General features: G+C 42.8%; 28 protein-coding genes and 1 riboswitch. Of the genes, 4 read left to right on the top strand and 24 right to left on the bottom strand.

All coding sequences use genetic code 11. The features are described from left to right. Window positions 1-128: 128 nt before the first annotated feature. The 8 genes from licT to ACXAFV_RS15480 form a co-directional block, all read right to left on the bottom strand. The gene (gene licT, locus ACXAFV_RS15515; RefSeq protein ID WP_475127795.1) at window positions 129-956 is read right to left on the bottom strand and encodes a BglG family transcription antiterminator LicT; all 828 of its coding nucleotides are present in this window, start codon (window positions 954-956) and stop codon (window positions 129-131) included. A 329-nt stretch (window positions 957-1,285) separates the two neighbouring features. Continuing rightward, window positions 1,286-2,290 carry a helix-turn-helix domain-containing protein gene (locus tag ACXAFV_RS15510; RefSeq protein WP_475127936.1) on the bottom strand — a complete coding sequence of 335 codons (1,005 nt, stop codon included), beginning with the start codon at window positions 2,288-2,290 and terminating at the stop codon, window positions 1,286-1,288. 276 nt (window positions 2,291-2,566) lie between these two features. Then, the gene (locus ACXAFV_RS15505) at window positions 2,567-2,836 is read right to left on the bottom strand and encodes a hypothetical protein (RefSeq protein ID WP_475127794.1); all 270 of its coding nucleotides are present in this window, start codon (window positions 2,834-2,836) and stop codon (window positions 2,567-2,569) included. A 114-nt stretch (window positions 2,837-2,950) separates the two neighbouring features. Further along, window positions 2,951-3,472, bottom strand: coding sequence for a hypothetical protein (locus ACXAFV_RS15500; protein WP_475127792.1), 522 nt, complete (start codon window positions 3,470-3,472; stop codon window positions 2,951-2,953). 779 nt (window positions 3,473-4,251) lie between these two features. Further along, window positions 4,252-4,404 carry a hypothetical protein gene (locus ACXAFV_RS15495; protein WP_475127791.1) on the bottom strand — a complete coding sequence of 51 codons (153 nt, stop codon included), beginning with the start codon at window positions 4,402-4,404 and terminating at the stop codon, window positions 4,252-4,254. A 74-nt stretch (window positions 4,405-4,478) separates the two neighbouring features. Further along, window positions 4,479-5,804 carry a replicative DNA helicase gene (locus tag ACXAFV_RS15490; protein WP_475127789.1) on the bottom strand — a complete coding sequence of 442 codons (1,326 nt, stop codon included), beginning with the start codon at window positions 5,802-5,804 and terminating at the stop codon, window positions 4,479-4,481. Next, complete coding sequence (locus tag ACXAFV_RS15485; RefSeq protein WP_475127787.1) at window positions 5,755-6,063, bottom strand: hypothetical protein; 309 nt, start codon at window positions 6,061-6,063, stop codon at window positions 5,755-5,757. Before ACXAFV_RS15485 ends, ACXAFV_RS15490 begins: the two co-directional genes overlap by 50 nt. After that, a complete protein-coding gene (locus ACXAFV_RS15480) occupies window positions 6,053-6,904 on the bottom strand; it encodes a hypothetical protein (RefSeq protein WP_475127785.1) in 852 nt (283 codons plus the stop codon). The genes ACXAFV_RS15485 and ACXAFV_RS15480 overlap by 11 nt, the downstream gene beginning before the upstream one ends. Window positions 6,905-7,200: 296 nt before the next feature. On the opposite strand from ACXAFV_RS15480, the gene ACXAFV_RS15475 reads away from it, so the two are divergent. From ACXAFV_RS15475 to ACXAFV_RS15465, 3 genes are all read left to right on the top strand, one after another. Beyond that, window positions 7,201-8,031 carry a type II toxin-antitoxin system SpoIISA family toxin gene (locus ACXAFV_RS15475; RefSeq protein WP_475127783.1) on the top strand — a complete coding sequence of 277 codons (831 nt, stop codon included), beginning with the start codon at window positions 7,201-7,203 and terminating at the stop codon, window positions 8,029-8,031. A 53-nt stretch (window positions 8,032-8,084) separates the two neighbouring features. Beyond that, window positions 8,085-8,270 carry a hypothetical protein gene (locus tag ACXAFV_RS15470; protein WP_475127782.1) on the top strand — a complete coding sequence of 62 codons (186 nt, stop codon included), beginning with the start codon at window positions 8,085-8,087 and terminating at the stop codon, window positions 8,268-8,270. 116 nt (window positions 8,271-8,386) lie between these two features. Beyond that, window positions 8,387-8,515: a hypothetical protein gene (locus ACXAFV_RS15465; protein ID WP_286163102.1), complete on the top strand. Its 129-nt coding sequence runs from the start codon at window positions 8,387-8,389 to the stop codon at window positions 8,513-8,515. 474 nt (window positions 8,516-8,989) lie between these two features. On the opposite strand, the gene ACXAFV_RS15460 is transcribed toward ACXAFV_RS15465, so the two are convergent. From ACXAFV_RS15460 to ACXAFV_RS15450, 3 genes are all read right to left on the bottom strand, one after another. Beyond that, window positions 8,990-9,379 carry an S-Ena type endospore appendage gene (locus ACXAFV_RS15460; protein ID WP_475127780.1) on the bottom strand — a complete coding sequence of 130 codons (390 nt, stop codon included), beginning with the start codon at window positions 9,377-9,379 and terminating at the stop codon, window positions 8,990-8,992. Between the two features lie 166 nt (window positions 9,380-9,545). After that, complete coding sequence (add, locus tag ACXAFV_RS15455) at window positions 9,546-10,544, bottom strand: adenosine deaminase (protein WP_475127779.1); 999 nt, start codon at window positions 10,542-10,544, stop codon at window positions 9,546-9,548. A gap of 53 nt (window positions 10,545-10,597) precedes the next feature. After that, a riboswitch (purine riboswitch) is annotated at window positions 10,598-10,697 on the bottom strand. 212 nt (window positions 10,698-10,909) lie between these two features. Next, entirely contained in the window at window positions 10,910-11,269 is a 360-nt protein-coding gene (locus ACXAFV_RS15450) for a hypothetical protein (protein ID WP_475127777.1), read from the bottom strand. 188 nt (window positions 11,270-11,457) lie between these two features. On the opposite strand from ACXAFV_RS15450, the gene ACXAFV_RS15445 reads away from it, so the two are divergent. Then, a complete protein-coding gene (locus ACXAFV_RS15445; RefSeq protein WP_475127776.1) occupies window positions 11,458-11,832 on the top strand; it encodes a hypothetical protein in 375 nt (124 codons plus the stop codon). A 486-nt stretch (window positions 11,833-12,318) separates the two neighbouring features. Here the strand turns inward: ACXAFV_RS15445 and ACXAFV_RS15440 are convergent, their stop codons facing one another. The 13 genes from ACXAFV_RS15440 to ACXAFV_RS15380 all read right to left on the bottom strand — a co-directional run bounded on the left by ACXAFV_RS15440 (window position 12,319) and on the right by ACXAFV_RS15380 (window position 25,808). Continuing rightward, window positions 12,319-13,818 (bottom strand): sodium/proline symporter, encoded by a 1,500-nt coding sequence (locus ACXAFV_RS15440; protein WP_475127775.1) that lies wholly within the window; start codon window positions 13,816-13,818, stop codon window positions 12,319-12,321. Further along, the gene (locus tag ACXAFV_RS15435) at window positions 13,815-13,937 is read right to left on the bottom strand and encodes a hypothetical protein (protein WP_446246548.1); all 123 of its coding nucleotides are present in this window, start codon (window positions 13,935-13,937) and stop codon (window positions 13,815-13,817) included. Before ACXAFV_RS15435 ends, ACXAFV_RS15440 begins: the two co-directional genes overlap by 4 nt. A gap of 23 nt (window positions 13,938-13,960) precedes the next feature. Continuing rightward, window positions 13,961-14,752 carry an enoyl-CoA hydratase gene (locus tag ACXAFV_RS15430; RefSeq protein ID WP_475127773.1) on the bottom strand — a complete coding sequence of 264 codons (792 nt, stop codon included), beginning with the start codon at window positions 14,750-14,752 and terminating at the stop codon, window positions 13,961-13,963. Window positions 14,753-14,763: 11 nt separating this feature from the next. Then, window positions 14,764-16,314, bottom strand: coding sequence for a class I adenylate-forming enzyme family protein (locus ACXAFV_RS15425; RefSeq protein ID WP_475127772.1), 1,551 nt, complete (start codon window positions 16,312-16,314; stop codon window positions 14,764-14,766). 329 nt (window positions 16,315-16,643) lie between these two features. Further along, window positions 16,644-18,023 carry a sigma-54 interaction domain-containing protein gene (locus ACXAFV_RS15420; protein ID WP_475127771.1) on the bottom strand — a complete coding sequence of 460 codons (1,380 nt, stop codon included), beginning with the start codon at window positions 18,021-18,023 and terminating at the stop codon, window positions 16,644-16,646. A 601-nt stretch (window positions 18,024-18,624) separates the two neighbouring features. Further along, the gene (locus ACXAFV_RS15415) at window positions 18,625-19,677 is read right to left on the bottom strand and encodes a phytoene desaturase family protein (protein ID WP_475127769.1); all 1,053 of its coding nucleotides are present in this window, start codon (window positions 19,675-19,677) and stop codon (window positions 18,625-18,627) included. Further along, a complete protein-coding gene (locus ACXAFV_RS15410; protein WP_475127767.1) occupies window positions 19,678-20,106 on the bottom strand; it encodes a phytoene desaturase family protein in 429 nt (142 codons plus the stop codon). 221 nt (window positions 20,107-20,327) lie between these two features. Further along, a complete protein-coding gene (locus ACXAFV_RS15405) occupies window positions 20,328-21,035 on the bottom strand; it encodes a M48 family metallopeptidase (RefSeq protein ID WP_475127766.1) in 708 nt (235 codons plus the stop codon). A gap of 3 nt (window positions 21,036-21,038) precedes the next feature. Beyond that, the gene (locus ACXAFV_RS15400) at window positions 21,039-21,533 is read right to left on the bottom strand and encodes a YehS family protein (protein ID WP_475127765.1); all 495 of its coding nucleotides are present in this window, start codon (window positions 21,531-21,533) and stop codon (window positions 21,039-21,041) included. Window positions 21,534-21,924: 391 nt separating this feature from the next. Beyond that, the gene (locus ACXAFV_RS15395; RefSeq protein WP_475127763.1) at window positions 21,925-23,400 is read right to left on the bottom strand and encodes a GIY-YIG nuclease family protein; all 1,476 of its coding nucleotides are present in this window, start codon (window positions 23,398-23,400) and stop codon (window positions 21,925-21,927) included. A gap of 268 nt (window positions 23,401-23,668) precedes the next feature. Next, entirely contained in the window at window positions 23,669-24,361 is a 693-nt protein-coding gene (locus ACXAFV_RS15390) for a hypothetical protein (RefSeq protein WP_475127762.1), read from the bottom strand. 510 nt (window positions 24,362-24,871) lie between these two features. Further along, window positions 24,872-25,531, bottom strand: coding sequence for a hypothetical protein (locus ACXAFV_RS15385; protein WP_475127760.1), 660 nt, complete (start codon window positions 25,529-25,531; stop codon window positions 24,872-24,874). A gap of 70 nt (window positions 25,532-25,601) precedes the next feature. Then, window positions 25,602-25,808: a hypothetical protein gene (locus tag ACXAFV_RS15380; RefSeq protein WP_475127758.1), complete on the bottom strand. Its 207-nt coding sequence runs from the start codon at window positions 25,806-25,808 to the stop codon at window positions 25,602-25,604. Window positions 25,809-25,852 lie beyond the last annotated feature (44 nt).

Genomic DNA, 25,852 nt, shown 5'->3' with positions numbered 1-25,852 from the left:
AATGTTGTAGTCCATTTTTTTATAAAGAAAAAACCTAAACTACGTGAAGACCAGACATAAAACGCCCGTCATTCCCGTAATTTAGGTTTTGCCTCACAGAGTAACAATCCTAATATGGAATAAGTTATTTACTTTTTTACAACCCTTTCAATATGAATCGTCAGATAAAGGATCTCTTCTTCCGTTAATTCATATCGATATTGCTTTTCCACAAATTTTTTGATCTTCAAGGAACATTGATAGGCTTCAGGATATTTATTGATTATGACATTCAAGAGATCGTCTTTTCTCTCTTTATAATGCTCGCCCTTGACCAGCCGATGGGCAAAGAACTTCAAGTGAGTAATAAACCGATGATAATTTAGTGAACTTTCATCAAATTCAATTTTAAAGCTGTATTTCACGATGGTTAAAATATCTTGAATCACTTTGGTCATGTCAACCGTATTTGTCATATCTTCATTCAGCTGAGCATTCACAAGATGCAGTGCGATGAATCCCGCTTCATCCTCCGGCAAAAGACAACCGAAGCTTTCACAGATCATATTCAAAGCTTCAAGCCCGATTTCGAATTCCTTTTTATAAAGGTTCTTCGTTTCCCAAAGCAGTCTATTCTTGATTGGAAGATGATTATGAAAACGTTCAATCGCAAAATGGATGTGGTCTGTCAAAGAGATATAGATATTGTCATTCAGCTTCTTTCCAAGCTTTTGCTTGGCGAAGTGAATGATTTCCTCCGACAACTCCATATACTCCATTGGGATTTCCGCAATCAAGGTCTTAAACTTCTTTGTAACATCCTGGTTTTCCAAAGTGAAGATCTTTTCTATCATATCTTTCTCGATGTCTTCTCCAACCCGCTTATTAAAGGCGACCCCCCGCCCCATTACAATTACTTCCTGCTTCTCCTTCAAGGAGACTATCACATTGTTGTTCAGTATTTTATTAATCTTCACTTCGTTCACCCCCGATAACAAAAAAGGCAAAACCTTCCCTTTTCTAATAAGGAATCGGTTTTGCCTGATTTAACAGTAACAACCCGTTCTGTATGCGCTTACTTAGTATATTACATGATGTGTTAGTTCTATGCAACCACTTTTTATAAAATTCAGAAATATGGTTATCTGTACAGAAGCACAAGGACGGTTCTACTGCTTCCGAAGCAAGAGAACCGTCCCCATGCTTCCCCATATGTTTTAGGGGGAGGTCTGTCCCCCCTAAAACCTTTTCACGAAAAAGAAGCCTCCTCACTAAATCGAGAAAGCCCCCCCAACAAAATCAATGGTTATTTACTAAAAAAACCCTGAAACAGTTTCGAATCAATAAACGGCATGACAGAACTGACCTCACTGAGTCCCTTCTTATTTAAAGCATCCAAAGCGAGTTCATTCAATAGGGCTTTATCAATGAAAGGAGCAACAGGTAAAAGCGATTGAATTCCCTTTTCTTCATAGCTTTTCTGTGCACATTCCGTTAGTACATCCGCGCTTATCGAATGGGCCATTGCCGATAAAGCTCCCAGCCCTTTCCGTTTAAATTCCTCAACTGCAATCTCATCAATGACCTCTTGGCTAATGAAGGGTACTAAAGGAGACAAGCCTTCTCCACCAGATCGCTCAAATTCCTTCCGGGCACATTCATCTACAACTTCCGGACTGATAAATGGTGCCAATGCAGCTAAACCTGCAAGTCCTTTAGATTCAAGTTCCCTCAAAGCACATTTGTCGATGATCTCCTGACTTATGAAAGGTGCAACGACAGCCAAAGCCGAAAAATTATTTTGCCCGGCTTCCTTTTCTGCCAGCGAATCGATTTTTTCCTGACCGATATAAGGAGCGATAGCCGCCAGACCTTTTAAGCCGTTCTTATCAAACTCCTCCTCTGCTAAACGATCAATCAAGTCTTGGCCAATATATGGGACAATCAATGAAAGCTCCTTCGATGACAGTTCACCATCCAGGTTCCGATACACCATATCTGCTTGATCCTGCGTAATAATCGGAGCCGCTTGTAAAAGTTCGTCCTTATCCACTGATGTGACCTTCATTTTCACCTCGTCTTCAACCAGACTCTTAACCAACTGTGTCCCTTTGGCATTAGATAAAATCTCATCAATGCTCACATCCAATACCCTGGCAAGATCGGGCAGCTTGGAGATATCCGGCATCGTTTCCCCTCGCTCCCAGTTACTCACCGCCTGAAAACTGACCCCCATATGATCCGCAAGCGCCATTTGGGTAATCTTCTTTTCCTTCCTTAACCCAGCTATTACCTTCCCAACTTTCTTCATATCAAACAAACCCATCACCTCTTTCATTAGTATAAATCAAGTGTAGGTGCCGGGGACTGTTTTTCCTATCAAGTGATGCTTGAGTTACGAAAAAAAAGACTCAAGCAGCTATTGAAAACCCAAAAAGGGGAAGTAGACCAGAGTAGACGGGGACGGTTCTAAGTCTAGTTTTCGTGGAGGGTGTCCCCGCCGTTCAGTGAAGCTATTTGTTGGCGCGGTTCATTGTTGACAAAATAAAAAAGCAGAGTGGGAACAGTCCCCACTCTACCCAGGTATTTACTTTGCAGGTGGTCCAGCAATGGAGTGCTTACAAATATTACAATAAAAGCCATCCTGAATGCTATAATGAGTGTCTTTATTAGCCCATAAAACTACGCATTTATCTAAGCATAGTTTACTGATTTCTTTAAAGTTCAGTGGCATTGCCATATCATATACTAAATCTGCATATGACCAGCCTTTGCTTTTTTCTTTAACATAATTGTTATTTTCTAAAGCATTATTAAGGATCGGTCTTAAATGTTTGCAAATCTCGTCCATATTCATATATCTTCCCTTCTTATTAATAGGGTACTATCTCACTCTACTTTTCCCAATGCATCTCGTCCCCCAGGGTGGGTAGAGAGGGACCCTCCACAATCTCCAGTCATCCTTAAAGATTCACCATTCAATCAAATCCCCATTTTCATCATAATATTTGTAGTTTCGATACTCATATCCACCATCAGTTGATTCAGGCAAATCAACCCAGGTTACGTTTGGCTCAGGAGGGAACGTTTGCTCCAGTGTCTCCCCATTAATATCTACCGTCATTTTCGCAACGTCATTTTCATGATTCGCCACGAACATGATTTTTTCTATGTCCCTGCCAGGTAAAAACATCGCAAGTGCCTCGTTTTGATTGGATTCAATATGTTGCCACACATAGTTCCCCTTATTGTTTTTAGCAAACTCAATATAGGACGGCTGATGATTGGCTAGAAACCCTGCAATTCTGACATCATCAAAATCGTTGATTTGCACAACGTGAATGTCTTTATCCTCATAGCCATCCACCGACTTTATCACCTTGATGATGGATTGCTTATCATTACCGTATACCTTAGTAGATTGATACCAGGCATAGGCGGCGACAACAATCACCACTGCAGCGATCAAGATCGTTATTTTTCTCTTACCCATAAAATCCCCCTGCGATTGAGTTGGCTGAAGAATGACTGACCATCACACGACAGTTCTATTTATCTATCGTTCTCTTCCAACGTATTTTTGATTTCCTCATTTGAGACAAACGGCCGCTCTTTGTTCTCTTTCTCAACAAATAAAAAACCATCACAGTGGTTAACTTGGGATGGTTTCTACTCTGCTAAATTAAATAATTATAATGATACCAATTATTTCAAAAAAAGTGATTATATACAATCTTTTATTCCATTAAAAATCCTTTGAACAAAAGATTTGCGTTGTAACAACCTCATCAAACTAAAATAGCAAAAATAAGCATCCCTAAAATTATTATAGCTACAAATAAAACGAAACCGTTTCTTTTGAACCATTTTTTTATTTTACTCACCATATTAAAAAATCTAAGTATTCGATCGAACATTCAAGCCACCTCCATTTCATTTTTTCTCCTTATCAGTTTAAGTGAAAAACTTCCCATTATCAGAAATATCCATACAAAAATCATACCAGGGAAAAAAATTGCTGTTCTTTTTCTCCTAATTTATGCATCGATGTTGCACAGTATATCGCCTACATTGTAATAATAAGTTATTCAATTAAAGGATCCTATAATTGAACCGCCCACAGTTTCATTCAAATCAAAGTCCACCAACCCCAAACCAACTCCCCCCAGTAACCCTCTCCCTCCTCAAAAGCCCTTCCTCCTCCATCCAAGTCAACACATCCATCATCACCGCAAATCCCTCATCCCTTAACAAAAACATCCCCCGCTCACATCAAGCCCGCCAAATCTCCCCATAACTCAAGAACCCCAGCCCATCCTCCCTCATATCCGCTGCCCCCATCAAGTCGATCACCAGCCGATACACCTTCCTTCCCTCCTCTAAAAAAGAATCCCCCGCCTCAACCGCAGCCTTTGTCATAAACATCGCCATCATCCCCCTCTTCTTTTTATAAAATTGACCACCCCAACCGGGTCAAGGTACCTGTCCCCTTGTCCCCCTCACTTCCCATTCCCACTAAACCGCCCGCACTCCTTCTTAAACCTCAGCTTCACCGTCCCCACCGGACCATTCCGATTCTTCGCAACCTTCAATTCCACTTCATTCGCCGTTTCAGTACCGCTGTTGTAGTACTCATCCCGATACAGGAACAACACAATATCTGCATCCTGCTCAATGTTACCGGAATCCCGCAGATCCGACAGCCTCGGTCTCTTATCATCCCTCGATTCCACGCCCCGCGACAGCTGGGACAGCAGGATGATTGGGATCCCGAATTCCTTCGCCATGCTCTTCAGCTGCTTCGTGATATGCCCGATCATCAGGTCGTGCCGGTCAAACCGCTCCTTCACATTGATCAGCTGCAGGTAATCAATCACGACGAGGAACGGTTCTGTCGGATGTTCTCGCTTCAGATTCAGGATCCGCTGCCTGATCTCCATCAGCGTGATCAGCCCGTTTTCCGAGAGCTGCAGATTCGCTTTATAGACTGAGTTCAACGCCTCCTGCATCCTCGGCATTTCGTCCTTCGATAAGTATTTATACGGGTTATGCCATTTCATCATGTTGATGTCGGACAGATTGGAGAGCAGCCGCTGCATGAGTTGCTTCGAGCTCATCTCGAGGGAAAAGAGGAGCGACACCCCCTCTTCACGCGTGCATTCCCATGCGAGCTGGATCGCGAGCGCCGTCTTCCCCATCGACGGCCGTGCCGCCAGAATGATGAGTTCGCCTTCCTTCCAGCCCCCGGTCAGTCCGTTCAGCGCAGGGAACCCGGTATTCACCCCCGGCATCCCGCTCCGCTCCTCATAAAGAGATTCATAGAGTGCCATGATGATGCTCTCTTTCGTCTCCTCATCCTGCGGCCGTTCGGCGTGCATCTCGATGAGTGCCTTGTACAGATCCTGTGCGGATTCCGGTGTGTAATCATTCAAAAAATGATTGGCCGAATTCCTTATCAGGCTCAGTTCATAGTATTTCCTTACGATTTTTTCATAGTGTTCGAGATTGAAGACCGTCGGACAATAAGCCGTCAACTCCAGCAAGTACGTGACGCCGCCTGCATTCTCGGTTTGATCCTGCAGCTCTTCCACAAGTGTCACCGGATTGATATCGACATTCTTCTTCTGCAGCTCCTTCATCGCCCCGAACACGATCCGGTTCCTCGACTGTGTGAAGTGCTTCGGTTCAAGGGTGAGCTGGTGGATCATTTCCTGCTCCAACAGCACAGCCCCGAGGATCATACTCTCTGCTTCATGCAGCAGCCGTAAGACCGCTTCATCGCTGCCAAGGTTTCTTGGGTCCTCCCCACCGCTCAACGTGTTCAATCCTTTCCACCCCCTCCTTCTCCCATTCCCCCAGCATGTCGAGCACCGTCGTTTCCGCTTCAGGAATCACATAAAGCTGCGATACACTCGGTATATATTTGTTTTGTCTAATATGCTCTTCCAATCGTCTCTTCACCTGATGATAATCACATTCCCGAAGCAGTCCGAACCACATATTCATCGTTGTATCCGGCAGCTTCTTTGTCGGATAAGCCAGATGCAGCTGTCTCATAAGCTCCCTGAACTCATCAGTTGTCATAGTCTTTCAGGCTCTCCTCCAGCCGGTCAAGCATCTCATCCAGCTTGTCCATCCTTACCCTCGGTGACTCCACTCTCTCTAGCGCCTTCAGCAAATACTTCGGACTGTGAATCGTTGCGTTCGGCTCATGCACCTTGATTTTTTCAAACTGCTCATCCATAAATGCCTTCAGTTCGTCCACCGACATCTCATGCAGGCTGATTTTCTCAAGCGCCATCTGGTCGACTGGTGACAGGGAAAAGCTTCCTCCCCTCCTAACCAGGAAATGCTCCGTGATCAGCGTCAACTTATCTGCCATAGTATTCGTTAGGGTGGTGAGTGTTTTTTTCTTTTCTTTCTCTACCTTCTTTACAATCTTCTTTTTGTTTTCAACCCTATCGCAACGCTCCCCCAACCCTGATTCAAGTCTCGAAGTCAAAAAAATATCAGCACGATTTTCATGCTTCTCATTATCCGCCTCATCCCCTTCGTTCCCAGTTACGTCCAGAACTTCTGAATCACCTGCCGGATCATTTGCATCCCGCACCGTAAACACATAACCATGCTTGAACTTCTCTGTCGTAATCAGCCCGAACTTCTCCAGCCTTTTAATCGACCGCTGGATCCTCGAATTACTATATTCATCCCTCTTATTCCCGCTATAGAACCAAAGGTTTTCCCTAATCTTGCTGATCGACTGCACAAACTGCCCCTTCTTCAGAACCCGGTCCCCCAATACGGCACCATCTTTCACTGCTGCATGACCCGCAATCCACAAATAAATCCGAACATCCTCGGGGTGAAAGAACACCTTCGACTGCAAAATCTCCTTCTCAACCTTCATCCATCCACTTAACAACATACAAATCACTCCTTTTTCATATTCACTTTCTATATAGTGAATGAGCGTTGAAAAGGACACCCTGATTCAAATCTTTTTCAAAAAAGATAAAAAACCCGTCCCACTGCATTCACGCAATCCGGGACGGGCCATTCCCAGCTGTAATAAAGAAGCACGGGGTAAGCCCCCCTCTACCTAAGGAAAATAAATGGAATCAACTACCTATTTTCCGGTAAGATAAAATAGACAGACAGTTTACTGAAAATTAGAATAATAGATTGTTAGACAGGAAACGAAATAAGCAATGGAGGGTTGATATGGCGTTTAAAATTTTCATCGTGGTTTTGTTGGTATTTTCGGTGGCGAATTTGGTTTTCTTCATTTTTCAACCATTAAAATATCATTTGTCTCTGCGGACACTGCGGAAAACCCTTTATACATTGTTTATAGGAGCGGTATCCCTCGGTTTGTTGATGGATGAACTCCAATTGTCTAATTGGGAGTTTATCTTGACCCTGACTGCAATTGTGATTTTCATGGATTTAGCCATTCTTCTGACTCCGAGCATTATGAAGATTTGGAGTGCCGAGTTTCAATACACCGATTATGTGGAAGATATCATCAAGACCAATGACAAGATTCATAAGGCCATGGTCTACCGCGTTGAAGTGATGTCTGAAATGATTCAGAAAAACAATGAGCTTCTCTCACCCTCAAGAAGTTACACGGAACAAGAGTTAAAAAATTATCTGGATATGTACGCTGAGAAGTTTGGATTCAACGTGCAGATTCACCGGGTCAGGGATATAGAGTTTTCAGCAGATGATGTAGATCCGGCCGTGATAGGAGGACTGACTGATGATGAGATCCAAATGCTTGTCGAAGCCTATCGCTTAACAGAAGGAATCAGGATGACAGTAGAACAAATCAAAACCATTAATAATTTTGACTTAAACAGTGAGGAAGATGATGTAGAAAGCCTGGCACAATCAGCTGTCGTGTCCCTTGTTGATGACGAAAGCATGCTTGTACCGGTATTTATGAATACAGACCAGTTCATTATCGTCTTAAAAAAGGAAATGGGTGATGTGTTAGAGGTAGATGCGATCCACATCACCAATTTAATCTATCTCTTCTATTCGCTTTAAAACGAACCGTGGTATAATGATAGAAAGACCACTTCATTAAGGGAGGGTTTAACATGATCGGGAAATTTAAAGAAAAAGAATCAAGAAAAGGCAAAGTGATCACGGTAAACGGCCGGCGGGTGCAAGTGTCAGCCACCGCTTCCAGAGTGACCCATCTATCTGAGAAATCAACGAGTAAAATGTCTCGCAATGTCCAGCAGTTGAATAAAAAGGTGCTGCAATTTATCAACAATCAATAGAAGTAACACGACTCGCAGGAAGCAATCATGCATCCTGCTTTTTTGTTTAGCTGTATACTTCTTCCCCCTCCTGAATAAGATGGATAGTAATGAAACCCTGACAGGAGGGAAAAAACATGGACAAGAACCCAAATAAGAAACCAACCCCCAAAAAAGTCACGCATCTCAAAGGCGAAACCAAAATAGATAAAAAGAATAAAGAAGCACTGAAGGTCATTAAATCGATTAAAGGGATGTTTGGGTAAGTTCGTGGATAGCAGCAGGATGGAATCGTTCTAAAAAGAATCGGAAACATCAAAAAAGCAAGCATAGAGCTCGCTTTTTTTGATGTGTATATGGTGGGTAACTACTATCTCCAAAATAAAAAGCCCCTAATCATGTTAAAGGGTTCGGTTTTGAAGTACAAAAGAGTAATTCGCACCACTTTTAACAACATATTTCGCATACCAATTGGTATTTGGTTATTTGTTGATTTACCAACATAATGGACGATTTATCATCCAAATACACTTCGTAATTCGCATAGCGAATAACAAGAGTCTGTTAGTCAGCAGACTCTTGTTATTCAGGTTGCTATAATGATTGTGCATTGTCTTAATGTTTTAATATGCAATTTTGCACTGCATATAAAAAAAGGTGTTAAAATAATGGTAAGAACAAATGCACTAAAGACACATACTACGTAATAGACTAATTAAAATTGAGATACTTAAGTTTCTCTAACTTTCCCTTTTACAACAAGAAATGCAACCAGAAATATACATATCTAAAGAGACATTACAAAAACTTGAGGGGTTATTTGCACACATAACGCTTATTTCTTTAACACAATCAAATGTAAAGTTAAAAGTTTCTCTTGGCGGTATTTCGAAACTACGCTCTTTGTCTACTTGCTTCACAATTAATTGATAGGGACAATTAGGTGTTCCAAACCCACCCCGAGCAGTGAGTGTAATTGTAGGAAGGTGTTTTGTAATTGCCTTATAAACTTGGATTGTCTGTCCCTCACATGGAAGTTGTACAAAACCAAAGTTTATAGGTGGAGAAGAGATTGTATAGGCACCGCAAGTATTTGAACATTCACTTTTTCTCGAATTACATTCTTTCAATAATATCACCCCCTTATTTAATATTATATTAATTAAAAGAGAAGCTCGTACCTTGACTTTTATACATTTTTCACTTAAAGGTGAATTTCGCAGTACGATGAAACCAAAGGGACAGGTACTCCGGTTTTTTTTATCAAAAAAACGCGGTACCTGTCCCCCTGCCTCTCTACTCCAACAAATACTTCTTCAATTCTTCTTTTATGTCATCCGACGCAAATGATGCTTCCACGCTGTTCATATAGATCTCCCTATAATCCTCATCGCTCATTTCAAACTGATTCCAGACAACATTAAATTCCTTTGTCATCGTTGTATCGGATACCGTTCTGTTGTCGGTATTGATGGTGATGCTGATTCCGTCCCTGTGGAAATCGTATAAGGGATGATCCTGGAATCTAGTAACAGCTTTAGTCTGCACATTACTGGTCGGGCAAATCTCCAGCACGATCCTTTTATCTTTCACAACCCGATAGGCTTCTTCACAGTCTTTTATATATACACCGTGGCCGATTCTTTCAGCCCCAAGCAATTCAACGGCTTCGAGCACATTTTTTCCGATTCCCGTTTCACCCGCGTGGATCGTGACTTTGTAGCCATATTCCCTGGCGAGTGAAATGGGTTCAATGAATTTCGCGCAGAATCCTTCCTCTTCGGAAGCACATAAGTCAATCGCGACGACTCCTTTTCCAATGAAGGCTTTCCCCTTTTCAACGACCTCATAAGCACGTTCAGGAGCCATCGTCCTCATGCAGGATAAAATGATATTCCCTCTGATATCAAATTGCTCTTCTGCTTCCTGCAACCCCTCGATCACACTTGCAATGATTTCTTCAACCGTCAATCCCTGTCGTGTATGAAGCAACGGCGCGAACCGGACCTCCATATATTTCACCTGTTCGTTTACAGCGTCTTCAAATAGCTCGAAGGTAATCCTCTTTAAATTTTCCTTTGACTGCATAACAGCATTGGGAATCGAAAATTTCTCCAAGTATTCATCCAATGACCTGCAGTCTAACGGAGCAATGAGTTCTTCCTTCATCTCTTCTATATCCACAGATGGGATACGGATGCCATCCCTTTTGGCAATATCTATGATTGTTTCAGGACGGACACTCCCATCCAAATGGCAGTGCAGTTCAATTTTTGGCATTTTAGCAATATTCATTAATGGACCTCCTCAATGTTTCATAAAAAAAATCCTGATTACGAAGAAAATACAAGAAAAAGTATCTTCTTCGTAATCAGGATTTTTTGGTTCCTGGTAGAGACCTCCAAACCATATTATTGGAGTTATACGAATGTGAAAATCATATTAAGCTTTATATTAAGATAATAAAATGTTCATTTCTTGTCAAGTGGAGAGCCGGGGGGACAGGTACAGTGGCTCAATTGAGAGGGAACAAAAAGCAGGAGATCAGTCAAGGGCATATACAAGGAAAGTCATTTTCTTGAAAAAGCACGTTGTTAGCATCCCCAAAAAGGATACCCGTCGTGACGTAAGAATTTGATACGATCGTAATCCTCTTGATTTCATTCCCCCCAATTATACTTACCTCCGTCTGCCCCTGCACGTATCAACCTCTTCATACCTTTGTACGCAAAGATGAACATCCACCCTGCCAAGAACAAATACCCGACCACAGAATAGAAAGACCAACCGGCCCCCTGCTGCAATTGACTGATAAAATAATCAACTTCATTCATTCCTTCCGCTCTCTTAATGCCTTTCATCATACCCACCGCCGGAATCGTGACCGAAAATAATAACGCTATAGCAGCCGCCCACTTATGAACTTTCTTTACAACACACCACGCTGCAGTTCCCAGCGCTGTTAAAAAGAAGAAATAATACACAGCCCAAAACCAAGCAGGAAGAGTTTCCCAAGCCATATCCTTGCCCCCTTACAGCCCCTATCCTTACCAGGGCAGTATTAAAGTAATAACCACACCGTCACACTACAATATACCTATATATCACAATTCGACTTATACAAGGAATATCCTTTATACCTCAGCCGATATTGGAAATTTCATGATAAAATGAACCTGTCTATAAGGGGGGATTCACTATAAAAAGGGTGGCAGCAACAGTTTCCGTCATACTTTTATTAATTGCCGGTTTCATCACATTGTGGTTTGGAAGTGCCTTAATACAAGAAGGGAATCCAATACCTTACCTGATTTCAGCCGCTAAATATGAACTGTCCGGAAGCGCGTATGAAAAAGTACACCAAACAGCAACTGACGAAATCAGGTACTTATCCGAAAATGGAAATAAAGACACGCGAGGCATGGCTAAGGAATGGATGAAGAACGCAGGCTGGACATTTAAGGAGCAAATAGGTTCAGGACTGGTATTTGAAAAAAAGGATGAAGTCATCACAATTGAGACAAGACAATATTCCAAGCATTATATTATTTGGGATGTGCCAAAAGAAATAGTGAACGAATAATAACCAAAGGGACAGGAACTCTGGCCTATTTTGTAAAACGGCTGGTGCCTGTCCCTTCGCACTCCCCCACTGGGAAACCGATCATTTTCCGAACGACCATCTAAAGATTCTTCGACAAGTTGCTTGAAAAATGAAAATGTGGCACGTAAATCTGGAAATTGGCACGTATTTTCAGAATGTGGCTTGAAAAAGATGAAAAGTGGAATGAAAACGTCCGATGGATGCATAAAACCTCCTCCTCGTTAATCTAAGAATCCCTTAGTACCGGGGGTTACAATCTGAAGTATCGTGGCCCATTTAAAGAATTACTGCCTTTTCTTTCATTTATGTTAGAAAATGAATAGAATCCAGCAAATTTTCTTGGAAAGAGTACTCCGATCTCATAAATAATGAGCCACAGCACCTGTCCCCCGCTCACTTCTCATCACAAAAAAGACGACAGGCACCCTCCACGCCCCAAAGCGCAAAAGCACCTGTCACCAGCAATTATGAAAAGTTCGCTGCGGTCGGGTCTTCCCCAGCTGATTTTTCTTTTGAGGCTTTTTCGAATATAGGACTTGCTTCTTGTTTGGTAATAAGGGAGATTCCGACCAGGGACACGGTTGAGATAATCATCGCAATGGCCCCCGTGTCAAGGGCTGGAACATAGACGCCCTTCACTTTTAAAATATAAAGGCCGATACTGAAGACAAATCCAAGGGCCGAGGACCAGATGGCCGCTGTCCGAGTTGCTCGTTTCCAAAGGATTCCGATGCTTAATACCGGCACCAATGAAGCGGCAAAAATGCCCCATGAAGCGTTGCCGAGCCAACCGACGAGATCCGGCGGATTCAGCGAAAGCAGGAATGTCAAAACGATGATGGCCAATGTAAACCATCTCGACAGGGACAATTCTTTCTTTTCCGGAAGCTTTTCTCCTTTTTTAATAATCTGCTGATAGATATCCCTGACAATGGATGAGCTGGCAACTAGCAGGAACGCCTCGCTTGTCGACATGATGGCAGCCATGACTGCGGCGAAGATCAATCCGGCAATCACTGGCGGGAAGAAGTTTTCGATAAACATGGGTGCCACCATATCCGGAGAGGCAGGAGCCGCCATTTCCCCGCGATTGACCATGACTTTTGTGTACAAGCCGACAAACCATAAGAGGGCAGTGAGTCCATATGTAGCTGCGGCAATGATACACGCCCATTTCAGCATGGAAAGTTTCTTGATCATGTAAAACTTCGATACAACATGCGGTTGTCCTTGATGTCCGATTACATAAATGAAGAAATAAGAGATGAATGCGAAAATGCCGATCGGGCCTGTTGTATGGAATGCCTGCACCATATCAGGGTTTATGCCCGAAAGTTCGGAGTTAAGCTGGGACATACCGCCCACCATTTTCATGCCGCCGATAAAGACGATCAGAGCACCTACCACCATGACGATCATCTGAATGAAATCCGTCCAGACAGCGCTGATCATACCTCCGCCGACCACGTAAACCGTCAAGATCGCCACACCGATGAACAGGGCGAGCTTATAGTCCACACCAAGAACAGTTTGCAGCATGTTCCCCAGCGCTTTGTATTGAGCCATCTGGTAGCCGATCGCACCGCCTAATATCGCAAGAGCGGTGATCGCACGAATGGCCTTACTGTTGTACCGGACTTCAAGAAGATCTGGAATCGTCAATGCACCAAATTTTTGTGTGATCCGCCTCATCGGCTTTGCCAAAACTAAAAAGCTGACAAATATTCCTGCCGTGGCAAAGATCCCGATCATAAATATGGCATAGCCATGTTCATAAACGAGTCCCGTCAGCCCGATAAACCCGTACCCCGACATGGTGGTGGAAGAAACGGCGAGAGCCACAAGCCAGGGCCCGAACCTCCTCCCTCCCGTATAAAACGTATCCATATCCTTTTGATGCCTCATGGAAAGCAGTCCGATAACCAATATCACAAGCAAATAAATGATCCCAATGGCTAATATCATGAAACATCCTCCTCTTCATTATTTTTAAATGCCAATGCTCCCCAAATTCCTGCTGCCACGATGGCACCTGGCCAAAATACAAATAACATGAATGTCAATAGCGGTGATAATCCAAACAAGTCAATTCCTCCTTTTAAAATAATTACCTGTCAAGAAAATTCGGCTCCCGTTTTTGGATGAAAGCCTCTACCCCCTCCTTTACGTCCTTCGTTTGAAATACCTGCCCGAAATATTCAGCTTCGGTGACAAGCCCTTCATCCACATGCTGCTCAAAACCGTTATCAATGGAGAGTTTGGCAAAAGATAAGGATGGAGAAGAATACCGGCTGATTTTTTCGGCAAGCTCAACTGCTTTATTCAATGACCCGCCTTTTGCAACAACGTGATTGACGAGGCCAATTTGTTTCGCTTCTTCAGCGGTCAATGGCTCTCCGGTAAAAATCATTTCCTTCGCCCTTGCTTTCCCTATAAGCCTCGGCAGTCTCTGCGTCCCTCCCGCCCCCGGGAATAACCCCAGCTTTATTTCAGGAAGACCGATCTTGACCTGTTCTTCAGCAATCCGAATGTCACAGCTTATAGCAAGTTCGCAGCCGCCGCCTAATGCAAAGCCATTAATCGCCGCGATCGTAGGCTGGGGCAGCCGTTCAATCTTATTGAGCGGTTCCTGCAGCCAAAGTGACTTTCGCTTGGCCAGTTCCACCCCTTTGCCAGTCCAGTCAGGAAAACCCTTTATATCTCCTCCAGCTACAAATGCCTTTTCACCGGCCCCAGTCAGAATGACGACCTTCACACTGGAATCGCTTCCAATTTCATCAACGGCAGCTGACAATTGTTCAATTACCTCGGCGCTCAGCACATTCACAGGTGGATTATCAATGGTGACCGTGGCGATACCTTGCTGTTTTGACCATGAAACAACTTGGATTTTTTTCATCCGTACCCTCCTTATCTATGGCTGAATTGATTTCTTAAAATAAATTTCTGCACCTTCCCGGATGGTGTGCGCGGCAATTCATTAACGAATATGACCTTCCTTGGCTTTTTGTAGCTGGCAAGCTGGCTTTTACAGTAATCAATAATTTCGTGTTCTGTAAGATGCGCTCCCTCCTTTTTCACGACAATGGCGCAAACCGCTTCGATATAGTGAGGATCCGGTACGCCAATAATCGAGACTTCCCTTATGCCATCAATCCGGTAGAGTACATCCTCGATTTCAGCTGCATAAATATTCTCGCCGCCGCTTCGAATCATATCTTTCTTCCTGCCTGCAATTGTCAGGTAGCCATCCTGATCGAACCGGCCCAAATCCCCTGTCCGGCAATAACCGTTCACGAATGTTTCCCGTGTGGCATCAGGCTTTCTCCAATAGCCTGCTGAAACAGCAGGACTCTTGATGGCAATCTCCCCAACCTCCCCTGCAGGAAGCGGATTCCCCTCTTCATCAATAATATGAATCTCCGTAAGAGGCAGAGGTTTCCCAACCGTATGACCTTTTGAAAATACATCCTCTGGATTCAATGAGGCAGCAATCGGCGTCCCTTCCGTCAGCCCGTAAACCTGAACGACCCCTATATGCGGAAAATGATCTTTTAATTTTTCAAGCGCCCAGGGCATGAGGGGATCTCCACCTGTGTAAATCGTCTTCAAGTCGTTCAATTGATACCTGCCAATATCCGGATCATTCAGCATTTCATAAATCATGAAGGGGAATAAAAAACAATCGCTCACACGCTCCTTTTCCATCACTCGCAAGATCCTGCCAATCTCAAATCCTTGGCTTTTTGTAATGATTACCGTTCCGCCCATCATCAGGATGGGCAGGGCGATATCCTCCATGGCACCCACATGGTAAAGGGGTCCGGTCGTCATGCCAATCTCATTTCCGATAAAATTCCACTTTAATGCCTGCATAGACGAGAACCAAAAGGTCGTTTCGTGAGTCCAGATGGCACCCTTGGGCCTGCCGGTCGTGCCCGACGTATACATCAGCATGACCGGTTCGTTCAGTTTTATAGATTCAGACTTCAGTTCGTCTGTTGGACCATTTTCTAAAATCCGCCAACTCTCAGCCCAATTTGGAATGTGCCCGTCTTCGTTTTGAAGGCAAATATACCGCTGCACTGAGACTCCGCTCCGTACCGGCTCCAGCTCACTGGCCAAATCAGAATGAAAACAGAGTATTTTTGTATCAGAGTCGTTCAGCAGATATTCAAACTCCCTGCTTGAGAGCCTAAAATTAAGCCGGACAGCAATCGCCCCGATCTTGGCAGCAGCGAAATAAAGACCGAAATATTCCAGGCAGTTATAGAGCAGAATCCCAACGCGATCCCCTTTTCTCACACCCATTTCGCGAAGCTTATTTGCATAAGCATTCGATACCTCATGAAGATCCCTGTATGTCCACGAATTTCCCGACTCTTCTCTAATGGCGATTTTAGATGGATTCTGGGGGTTCAAATCGTTCGCCATTCTTCTTGTAAAATATCCGACATCCAATAGACTCCCTCCCTTTGTATGTAAGCGCATACAATTTCGAGTAAGAATGTACGATCTTTTTCCTCTTTTACATGCTTTCCTCCCTTCTCTTTCCCTTTACAAATACCTATTGCAAGATTCGTGCCAAAAATAAAAATCCTGGATTCACTTGATTTCCCTGGAATTTGCGAGCATCTAAAATGGGTGTTTTTTCCGAATCCCTAGAATATGTTTTTACTTTTCTGAATTTTCTTTTTATTTATTTGGACAAGTAAATCCTTTAAACACATTGAATATGGATAAAAAGCAGAAAAATCCGGGAGCTCGGAAAAGATTCCGAGCTCCCGGATTTATTCAACACACTCCGTAATAGCATACTTCTTAATTTTATCGTATATCGTGGAATTCCCTATTCCAAGCGATTCAGCAGCCTTATTTTTGTCGTAACCGCACTGCTTTAACGCTCTCTCAATTGCTTTCTTTTCTGTTTCCTCTATGATGCTCTTCAGGCTTCGCTTTTCCATCTTGGTGGTTTGGCTGTTTCTTAAGTAATCCGGCAGCGCCTCAATCCCCATTACTTCACCGTCTGATAGATGGACACCTGCATCGATGACATTCTCAAGCTCCCTTATATTCCCCGGCCAGTCATATTGTTCAATAAGGGATAGGGCTTCTGGGCTGACAGATGTGACACGCTTGCCAATCCTGGCCGTTACTTTTTTAAGAAAATGATCAACAAGCAAACGGATATCCTCCGTCCGTGCTCTTAGCGGAGGGATGAACAGCTGAACAGCATTGATCCGGTAAAATAAATCCTCACGAAACAGCTTGTCTTCGATCATTTTTTCCAAGGGACGATTCGTTGCGGCAATGACACGGATATTGATCTTTTTGGGTTGCAGTGCCCCCACCGGCTCGTATTCCTTTTCCTGCAGAACACGCAGCAGCTTTACCTGCATATGCTGCGGCATATCCCCGATCTCATCGAGAAAAATCGTCCCGCCGGCCGCGAACTCAAATTTCCCGATCTTCCCCCCTTTTTTCGCCCCCGTAAAGGCTCCTTCCTCATACCCGAAAAGCTCCGATTCGAGTAAATGCTCCGGAATCGAACCGCAATTGACTTTGACGAATGGCTTCTCGCTCCGCTCACTCAGTTTATGTATACTCTGGGCCAGAATCTCCTTTCCGGTCCCGCTCTCTCCCCTGAGAAGGACGGAAATATCCCCGTTCGCCACCCGCTTCACACGTTCTTTTAACCCCGTGACCTCCGGTGTATGCCCGATTAGATCATGCAGAGAATACTTAAGACCATTTTCAGCTTCCCATTCATTGCGATAATAATTAAGTTCTGAAAGGACATCCTTGATATGACTGTTCATTTTCTTCCAGTCATCCAGATCCCTGAAAAGGATGGTCCCGATCGCCCCCAGGATTTCATTGTTTTCAATGATGGGAATTCGATTGGCGATGACGAACTCCCCCCTAAGCAGCTGCACATCTGCCATATCCTTTTGCCCTGTCCGCGGTATCAGATGCATCCTGGTGTTTTCAATCACATCAGTAACATGCTCGCCAATCACCGTATCCCGGTCTACCCCTAGAAACGCACAATAGTTATTGCTTATGTATTGGATCATCCCATCGCGATCCACAATGACAATCCCGTAATAAGCACTCTCAAATATAAGATCAAGCAAGTGGTCATTAATAAACAGCTCGGTACCCCTCATAAGACCATCCCCTTTTTTTGGCTTTCTATCTTTTATAGTAGCATGATTAACCAGGTTTAAGTATTAGTAAATTGAAAATTAAAAATAGTCAGATATAAATTCATAAAGCCATAGGGTAAGGTACTCCGGTGAAAGCATGGGGACAGGGATGCCGGTATTTCTACAGATAAAAACTGCGGTACCTGTCCCCGCGGCTTTTCATAAACTTCTCATTGAAAATTCATAACTACCATAAAGATTATTCGACAAGTTGCACGAAAATAAAAGAAAGTGGAATGAAAAATGAAAATCTGGAACGTAAATCTGGAAAGTGGATCGTATTTTCAAAATGTGGTTTGAAAAAGATGAAAAGTGGATCGAAAACGAAAATCGGAACTTTAAAAAGGCTCCTCATTCATCTAAAAATCCCTTACCCCTGCGGTTTTCAACATGAGGTCCCCTGCCCCATATAGAAATTTGCTAATTTTTTCGTCCATTTAGGCAAAAAAATGAACAGAATCCTGCAAAAAATCATAAGGACGGGTACCACCGTCCCCACTCTACCCTGGTGATCAATAAAAACAAAAAAATGTCGTAATGCTCTTCGAAACATACGACACCCTCACTTATCATCCCACATAATACTCCTAGCCGCATAATACCCGCTAAGAGCCGAAGACAACGTCCCCGGTCCCGGAAAGACCTGTTCGCCGACAATGTACAGCTGCGGCAGTGAAGACCGGACACTTTTCGGCCTGGTGATGGCATTTCGAACGTTCAGCGGAAAGCCCCCGACGGCCATTTTTCCGATATAGCGCTCATAGGTCAGGGGCGTGCCCGCTTCTGCAAACAGCAGGTTCTCTTTTACCGGGATGACCTTTCCGATCTCAGCGAGAATTTCTTCTGTCACCTGCTCCTTGATTCGCTTGTACTCACCCTCTGTATATCCCGACCAGCTCTCTAATTCAGTATGCAGTGAGACCGTCATCATCACTTCCCCTTCAACCCGTTCACCTTTCCGGTCAACAGTATGATTGAAGGTGACATTGACAGGTCCATGGGTGTTTGCCCTGAGAGAGGGAGAATCCAGACTCGGAACGATTTGATAAGCGAAAGGGAATGTCATTTCCTTTAACGACCCGCTCAACCCTTCTTCAGCTAAAATGGCATCGATTCTAAATGCTCCCCAGGAAAACTCGTCCTCGCTCTCGTAGCTCGTTCCCTCCCCGAAGGAGATGCCTGAATTGTTGATCACAAAATCGAACGAAGACGTACATTTGCGACTGGCCACATCCCATTGTTTCCGGCTCTTATCATAGACAAGGCTTTCAACCGGAGACACTTTCACAATCTCGCCGCCGAGCTCTTTAATGCGATGTGCCAGTGCTTTTCCCAGCTGGCCCATACCATTTTCTATAAAAAAACTGCCTCTGCGGTAAATCGTCAGGGCCAGACTTGATGGAAGCAAGGCTGCCTCCCTGACATCCGTCTGCACCGCATCAAGAAGCTGGGCGTTCAGCAGCTGACGAAGTGGTTCATACGAGTCAAGTTGATACTTTCTCATGAGATCTTCCACTGTATACAGCGCATATCGTGCCAAGCGGGCCATCGATCTTGGATGCCGTACAGCGTGACGCGGCAGGCTTCCCAAGTCATTAAGCTTTCTGACGGGCAACTAAACCCTGCTTTCTGTCACAGCCAGGACATCATCACTTATCCGTTGAAGAGCCTCCCAGAACCTGACCACATCCCCGCTTCTCGGCTGAAACGCTTCCTTCAGTTCCTGTGCCCACAACGCTGGACTTTTAACGATCGAAACCTTCCCTTCCGGCAAAATGACATCCATGGGGTGAAGCAGTTCCTCAGCAGGTAGGTCGATATCCAGCTCGTTCAACACGGCTCTCAACAGGCCCTCTTCCTCCAATCCAAACGCAATCGTTGCGCCTGTCGGAAACTTCCGGCCCTTCCGTACATACCACCCCGCTGAACCTCCAATGGTCGTGGCCTTCTCAAGGACCGTCACCTTATACCCTTCCTTCGCCAAATAGGCAGCCGCCGTCAATCCGCCCACACCCGCACCAATAATACAAACCGACTTAGACAAGGGATCACCTCCGCTCTTGCTTCCTTGTCGTTTGCCAACATTATACCCTTAATGACTTGAGATGATAAAAATGGAGGTGTTGGGATGTGCAAAAACCAGAGGGACAGGTACTCCGGTCTTTTATCAAAAGACCAGGGTACCTGTCCCCGTGGTTTTCCTACCCTCAACCGCTCCCTCAGCAAAGCTTCCGTCAAACCGGATTACACTACTCTCCCACCCTGCTACACCGTCATTTTCCAACTGGATGCAGCCAGCCAGTTTTCTTTTTCTTTATAATCAGGCACGATTTTTCCAACAAGTCTCCAGAAGGAACGGTCATGATTGAGATGCACCATGTGACACATTTCATGGACGACTACATAATCGATCACTTCCCGGGGAGCCATGGCCAGCTTCCAATTGAAGGTCAGCTGCCTTTTGGCGTTACAGGTTCCCCATGTTTTGGTGCTGTCTGTAATTCGGACGGAATGCGGCTTTGTTTTAAAATAATGCTGGTGTGAAGAAATACTTTTCTCTACTAACGCTTTGCACTGTTGGTAATAAAAACGTTTCAAAGCTTGTTTGATTCGTTCATCCTCCAGCTGTTTGACATAGACATGGATTGTCGTTTCATCAAACAGGACGTGATCCTGCGGGTTGGATGGATCGTGATGGACTTCTATAGGAAAGACCTTACCTAAATATAGAAACTGCTCACCCTGAACATACACCTTTTCCTGGGGCCCATTCAGACGGTCCTTCCTTTCTTTCGAATTCCTTAGAATCACATCCCATTTATCCTCTACTAATTGAATGATAGACTCGTCCGGTGTGCCTTTCGGGGCATGCACCTCGACATTTCCATAACTATCAAGATAAATACCGATGGATTTTCGATTTTTGTACTTAATATCAAAATGTATCGTCTCACCTAAAAAAGTATGATTCATGACTTATCCCCTGTATCTAATCGTTAATCCTTTTAAGAAATTCCTGGCATATCGGTCACCACAAATTTGGTAATTCTTGTGGCCTTCTCTCCGTAAAATGGCACTCATTTCGCCTTTGGTGACCTTCACACCCGCATCTCCCAGGATGTCGATCATATCTTCACTTGTCAAAGAGAGCGCAATTTTCACTTTCTTGAGGAGAAGATTATTTACGTGTTCATACGTTATTGCCGGCCGTTCCGGCTGTCCTGGCTTAGGCTCCTGTTTGCCTCTTTTATATGTAATGAAGCCATTTAAGAAAGACTCGAACATTTCATCATCACATGGGATATGATTTTCCTGTTGATCATCCTCATCCACTGATTTGGTCAGGACCTTCATCACCTCATCTTTAGAGAAATCCATGCCGCCAAGCTTAAAAATCTCCACCATCTCTGTATTTTTTATATCCAAAGCATATCGTAAACGAATCAGTATATCGTTGTTATCTATATTCATGATTGACCTCCTGTTCATTATCTTGACACTTAATCACTAGCTTATCACTTTAGAAGCTTTGTTACATAGTATTAATTTGAGGACGGTTCTCATCCTGCTTCTTTAAATAAAAAAGTAGAGCGGGAACCCTCCCCACCCCACAACTTACATCAAACCAAAAAACCACATCCCCATCGTAGACCCAACATGAAAGCACGGGACGGTTCTTGTATTTTGGAAGCAAGAGAACCGTCCCCATGCCGCCTGTATTAGGTAGAAAATTCAAAATATCAGCAATAAGGATTAACAGGGACGGATTGCATTCCCTGAAAAACTAAGGTGTTTTGGTAAGAATGGGGACGGTTCCCTTTCATTAAAAGAACCGTCCCCACCTAATAATAAAAATTAATATTTAAACACTATGCTCCAACTCCTCTTGTTCCTCTTTCATGATACTTTGACTCTGATTAAACTCCACTGCTTTCATAGTTGTTGTAAATTCAACCGTAGGGTCAATCTCTTGGACAAGTTCCTGTAATTCTTGTACATCCGTATTAAAAAACTCTTTTCTTAGGTTTATTCTGTTAACCCTGTTGCTTTCAAGTCTCTGATGAAGTTGTTGCTCCAACTCTACAGCATTATCACTAAATACCATGGCATGAACGTCAAATTTAAAAGGTACTGATGCGTCTCCAAGTTCATCTATTCTATCTAATGGATTCAGTCTTCTCGTCATACCAACCTTAAACGTCTTTTCTCCAAATGAACCTAAATTAGATATGATATATACATATCCGGCCCGTCCATTCGCTCTTTTAACAATTTCTTCTTTTTGTTCTTCAAGTTGATCCACTTGGCTTTTAAGCTCAGCCAGTCTTGCTTGAAGAGCGGCAATTTTATCAAGGTCGCTTTCTTTTTCAAGAAGTGCCTGGTTTTTTGCCATCTCATTGAGATACTTCTCTTCTTCTTTTTCAATCTTCTTACGTTCCTGCTCCAGTAATCTCTTCTCTTCAGCTTCTTGACGCATTTGTTCTTTAATGCGGCGCTGTTCTTCTTTTTCTTTTTCCTTTTGAATATAGTATTTGTATTCTATCCTGATAGCATTGATAAATAACGGTTCCAATTCCGTCAGGAAGCGTGTTACCGTTGGAAGTATGCTGGCATTCCCTTCACCGCTTATCGTCAAGTACTTATTAATCAAGGCCTTGGCATTTTCCTCGGCTTTATCTATTTTAGAATAGCTTAAGGTAAATAAGATGTTTTGTAATTCAGCTTGTAACCCGATTACCATAAGGTTATAGATTGCGATATTGGCCTTCGTGGTATACCGTGATTGATAGGATTTTAACAGATTCTTAATGTCACGGTTATTGGTCGTCATCTCTTTGCGAAGCAATTTTGAATCTTTATGGTGAAGATCAAGATGAACAATCGTATCTAATACGCCTTCTCTTAATGACTCCTCAAGGACCTCAAGTTCTTTTTGGATTTCATCAAAATTGACTGCTATCGGAAATCTTTCAATCAAGTTCTTGATACCATGACTTTCAGTACTAAACTTCCTTGCTTTTTTTACGATCTTGGCAAGTTCCGTACGTTTCTGGTTTAAATCCTCTTCTACTTCAGATATTTTCACCTCATAGTCGTTCTTTCTCTCTATTAGCTCAGATACATCCTTTTGAGCAAGGGTACGCAACGACGCTGCCTCTTCCCGTGCAGCCGTTATTATTAGGTCGCTTTCTTCTTGAAGTGATTTCTTCACCTCTATCTTCAATTCTTCAATTAGCTTCTCGCGGTGTTCAATCCTTTCATCCAGCTCTTTAAGTTGCTGCTCTTTTAATGGTAGTGTTTTATTGATCGTAAATAACTCTTTTATGTTCTTGAACATGTTCTATCCCCCATTTATTCAGTATTATTAATACTACTTTAATATCCCTATACTTTCCATTTGCAATTATTACTAATTCTTAGTAGCTATTAATCTTAGTATAAATTTCTACCCTTTCAAAAAATATGCATGGTACCAAACAAAAAAAGAAGTCCGGTTATGACTAATGGACTCCTTCTCAATATTAATACATTTTAGGCGTGAAACATGGGGAGGGTTCTTGCGCTTCCGAAGCAAGAGAACCGTCCCTATGCTTCCTTTCTGCCAACTAATCATTCCTTTTAAATTTCTTGAATTTTTCTAACGTCTTCTGTATGTATTGATCTAACTCTTTATTTTTTTTGTAGTTTATAAAGCTCAATATCCCTAGTACTAAGGATAATGAGGTTATTCCTATTGGTATTAACGAAAAAGACAACTTATCTACTAAATCCTCATAAAAAAATTTATTACTATTATTTATGCTAACTATAAAAGCACTAGATACTGCCAATAAGGTAGAAGTGGTTAAAGTAGATGCAATTGTAGTATTCTTATAATATGTGTTCCTTAAAGTAACATTAATTGCATTATCAGTATTCTGAGAACTATACTGGTTTTTTAATTCTAGTAATTTATTTGCACTCTCAATTTTTTTATCTATTGACATGAAACTAGTATCAAAAACCTCTCTAATCAAGTCATCTAATACATCTGGAATTGTGTTTAAATCATCTATTTTCACTCTATATTTTCTCGCAATTGATTTTATAAGAGAATTTTGAATTAATATAGAAGGATACTCCCCTTCGGAAATTACTGATTTCAACAGTGATAATATTTCTTCGTTGGCAGATTCTACATTTTTGTAATATTCCCTTTTTGTAAGAAAAGAAGCAACAAATATTTGAATAAAGTAAATTATCAAGCCACTAATAATCCCAACACTAATTCCAATAACCCATTCATTTTCCCAAAACAAATTACTTCCCCACTTTCAGAGTGTTAATATGCTTTCAGAATCAACTCTAATCTTTATAACTTCGGTTTAACTAAACAAGAATTTTTTTTGCTACCAGCAACTTCTCACATCCTCACACCACCAAAAATTAAAATAGCGTCATCTTAGAACGGTTATTACCCTAATTTTTGTAAATGAGAAAAGTAGAACTGGAAACTGCGCAACTTCACAAAAAACCTTTATCAATGATCCTTCTTTTTTGCCTCAACATACCTCTGCGTAATCAGCCCCGCATTATACACTGACACAACCATAATCACATACATAAGCACCTGATTGAACCTAAACTCCCCGGTGAATTCAACATAAGAGAGAGAGTGATAAATAAACGCCCCGGCTACAAAGAGAGATAAGATAAGTCGCGCTTTCAATGATTTAAACATACTATACACCCCATGCTCATAGTTCTTGATACCATTTTTATAGAATGGCTCCCTTATGGATACTGACGGCTTGAATCAAGTGGGAAGACTACTCATCCCCTACATATTCCCCACCATTCATAAACGACTTCAACTCTTCCAACTTCTCACCATCAAGCAAATAAGTAACGCCATACGTCTCTCCTTGACCATCATGATTCAAAGCAACACCTAAATCATGGACAATCCTCTTCATATACATATAAGAATAATTCAGACCAAGGCTTGCCGGCTTCCAATCTTCAACTGCTGTCTGAGCTTCTGTCTCTCCGCCTGTATCATCAATATGAGCTGTTCTCACATACTGCAGATGGCCGATCATTCCGGCAAGCATCCTCACATTCCTCAAGTCACTGGATATCGGTTCATCCTGTCGTGCTAAAAATCTATCAACCTCATTAGATACTAACTTTGACTTCAAATACCAGTCATATTCCTTATCAAATCCCTTTTCCACAAGGGCCGGATCCATGGGCTCATCCAGAATCCTTTTTAAGCTGGCTACGACTTTCACCGCATCTTCCCTGTTATTCATAACGACTTCGTTGTCTTTAGACTCCGGTTTCGTGTCAATCGACTTCGATTTCACTTCCACACTCGCTGCGGTTTCTTCGGTCTTTTTCGGTTCTGCCGCTTCTTCAGCTGAACAACCGGCCAACACTGCTCCGCACAGAAAGGATGCAGCAACATACTTATAAATATTCCGCAAAACTTTTTCCTCCTCATTTCCATACCCCACAGTAAAAAGGGATTCCTTTACAATTTCTGCTCCGGAACTCTTATCTCAGAACCTCCGTCAATGGATAATACTCCTTCGCCCCAATCCCTCTAGTCATCATTCTTTTCACATACATTACTTCGTTCTCAAACTGCTCCAAGGGATCTTCACTGATTTTATAAACAGCCAGCTCTGGGCAAACCCTTTCAGGATAATGAAACACATATTTCGTACTTTCGACAAAATACTCAACTCTAAAATCGTTCATCTTCCCATTCCACTTATACTCCGTGATAAGAAAGACCTCAGTCG

This window comes from Rossellomorea sp. ABR4_012, assembly GCF_056159545.1.
This window is presented reverse-complemented; position numbering and strand designations above follow the sequence as displayed.

Excerpts from the sequence above, each read along its gene's own strand:
- ACXAFV_RS15510 (WP_475127936.1), bottom strand. The coding sequence starts at position 2,290 with ATGAAGAAAGTTGGGAAGGTAATAGCTGGGTTAAGGAAGGAAAAGAAG.
- ACXAFV_RS15505 (WP_475127794.1), bottom strand. The coding sequence starts at position 2,836 with ATGAATATGGACGAGATTTGCAAACATTTAAGACCGATCCTTAATAAT.
- ACXAFV_RS15500 (WP_475127792.1), bottom strand. The coding sequence starts at position 3,472 with ATGGGTAAGAGAAAAATAACGATCTTGATCGCTGCAGTGGTGATTGTT.
- ACXAFV_RS15495 (WP_475127791.1), bottom strand. The coding sequence starts at position 4,404 with ATGTTTATGACAAAGGCTGCGGTTGAGGCGGGGGATTCTTTTTTAGAG.
- ACXAFV_RS15485 (WP_475127787.1), bottom strand. The coding sequence starts at position 6,063 with ATGACAACTGATGAGTTCAGGGAGCTTATGAGACAGCTGCATCTGGCT.
- ACXAFV_RS15480 (WP_475127785.1), bottom strand. The coding sequence starts at position 6,904 with ATGTTGTTAAGTGGATGGATGAAGGTTGAGAAGGAGATTTTGCAGTCG.
- ACXAFV_RS15475 (WP_475127783.1), top strand. The coding sequence starts at position 7,201 with ATGGCGTTTAAAATTTTCATCGTGGTTTTGTTGGTATTTTCGGTGGCG.
- ACXAFV_RS15470 (WP_475127782.1), top strand. The coding sequence starts at position 8,085 with ATGATCGGGAAATTTAAAGAAAAAGAATCAAGAAAAGGCAAAGTGATC.
- ACXAFV_RS15465 (WP_286163102.1), top strand. The coding sequence starts at position 8,387 with ATGGACAAGAACCCAAATAAGAAACCAACCCCCAAAAAAGTCACGCAT.
- add (WP_475127779.1), bottom strand. The coding sequence starts at position 10,544 with ATGAATATTGCTAAAATGCCAAAAATTGAACTGCACTGCCATTTGGAT.
- ACXAFV_RS15450 (WP_475127777.1), bottom strand. The coding sequence starts at position 11,269 with ATGGCTTGGGAAACTCTTCCTGCTTGGTTTTGGGCTGTGTATTATTTC.
- ACXAFV_RS15440 (WP_475127775.1), bottom strand. The coding sequence starts at position 13,818 with ATGATATTAGCCATTGGGATCATTTATTTGCTTGTGATATTGGTTATC.
- ACXAFV_RS15430 (WP_475127773.1), bottom strand. The coding sequence starts at position 14,752 with ATGAAAAAAATCCAAGTTGTTTCATGGTCAAAACAGCAAGGTATCGCC.
- ACXAFV_RS15420 (WP_475127771.1), bottom strand. The coding sequence starts at position 18,023 with ATGAGGGGTACCGAGCTGTTTATTAATGACCACTTGCTTGATCTTATA.
- ACXAFV_RS15405 (WP_475127766.1), bottom strand. The coding sequence starts at position 21,035 with ATGAATCATACTTTTTTAGGTGAGACGATACATTTTGATATTAAGTAC.
- ACXAFV_RS15400 (WP_475127765.1), bottom strand. The coding sequence starts at position 21,533 with ATGAATATAGATAACAACGATATACTGATTCGTTTACGATATGCTTTG.
- ACXAFV_RS15395 (WP_475127763.1), bottom strand. The coding sequence starts at position 23,400 with ATGTTCAAGAACATAAAAGAGTTATTTACGATCAATAAAACACTACCA.
- ACXAFV_RS15380 (WP_475127758.1), bottom strand. The coding sequence starts at position 25,808 with ATGAACGATTTTAGAGTTGAGTATTTTGTCGAAAGTACGAAATATGTG.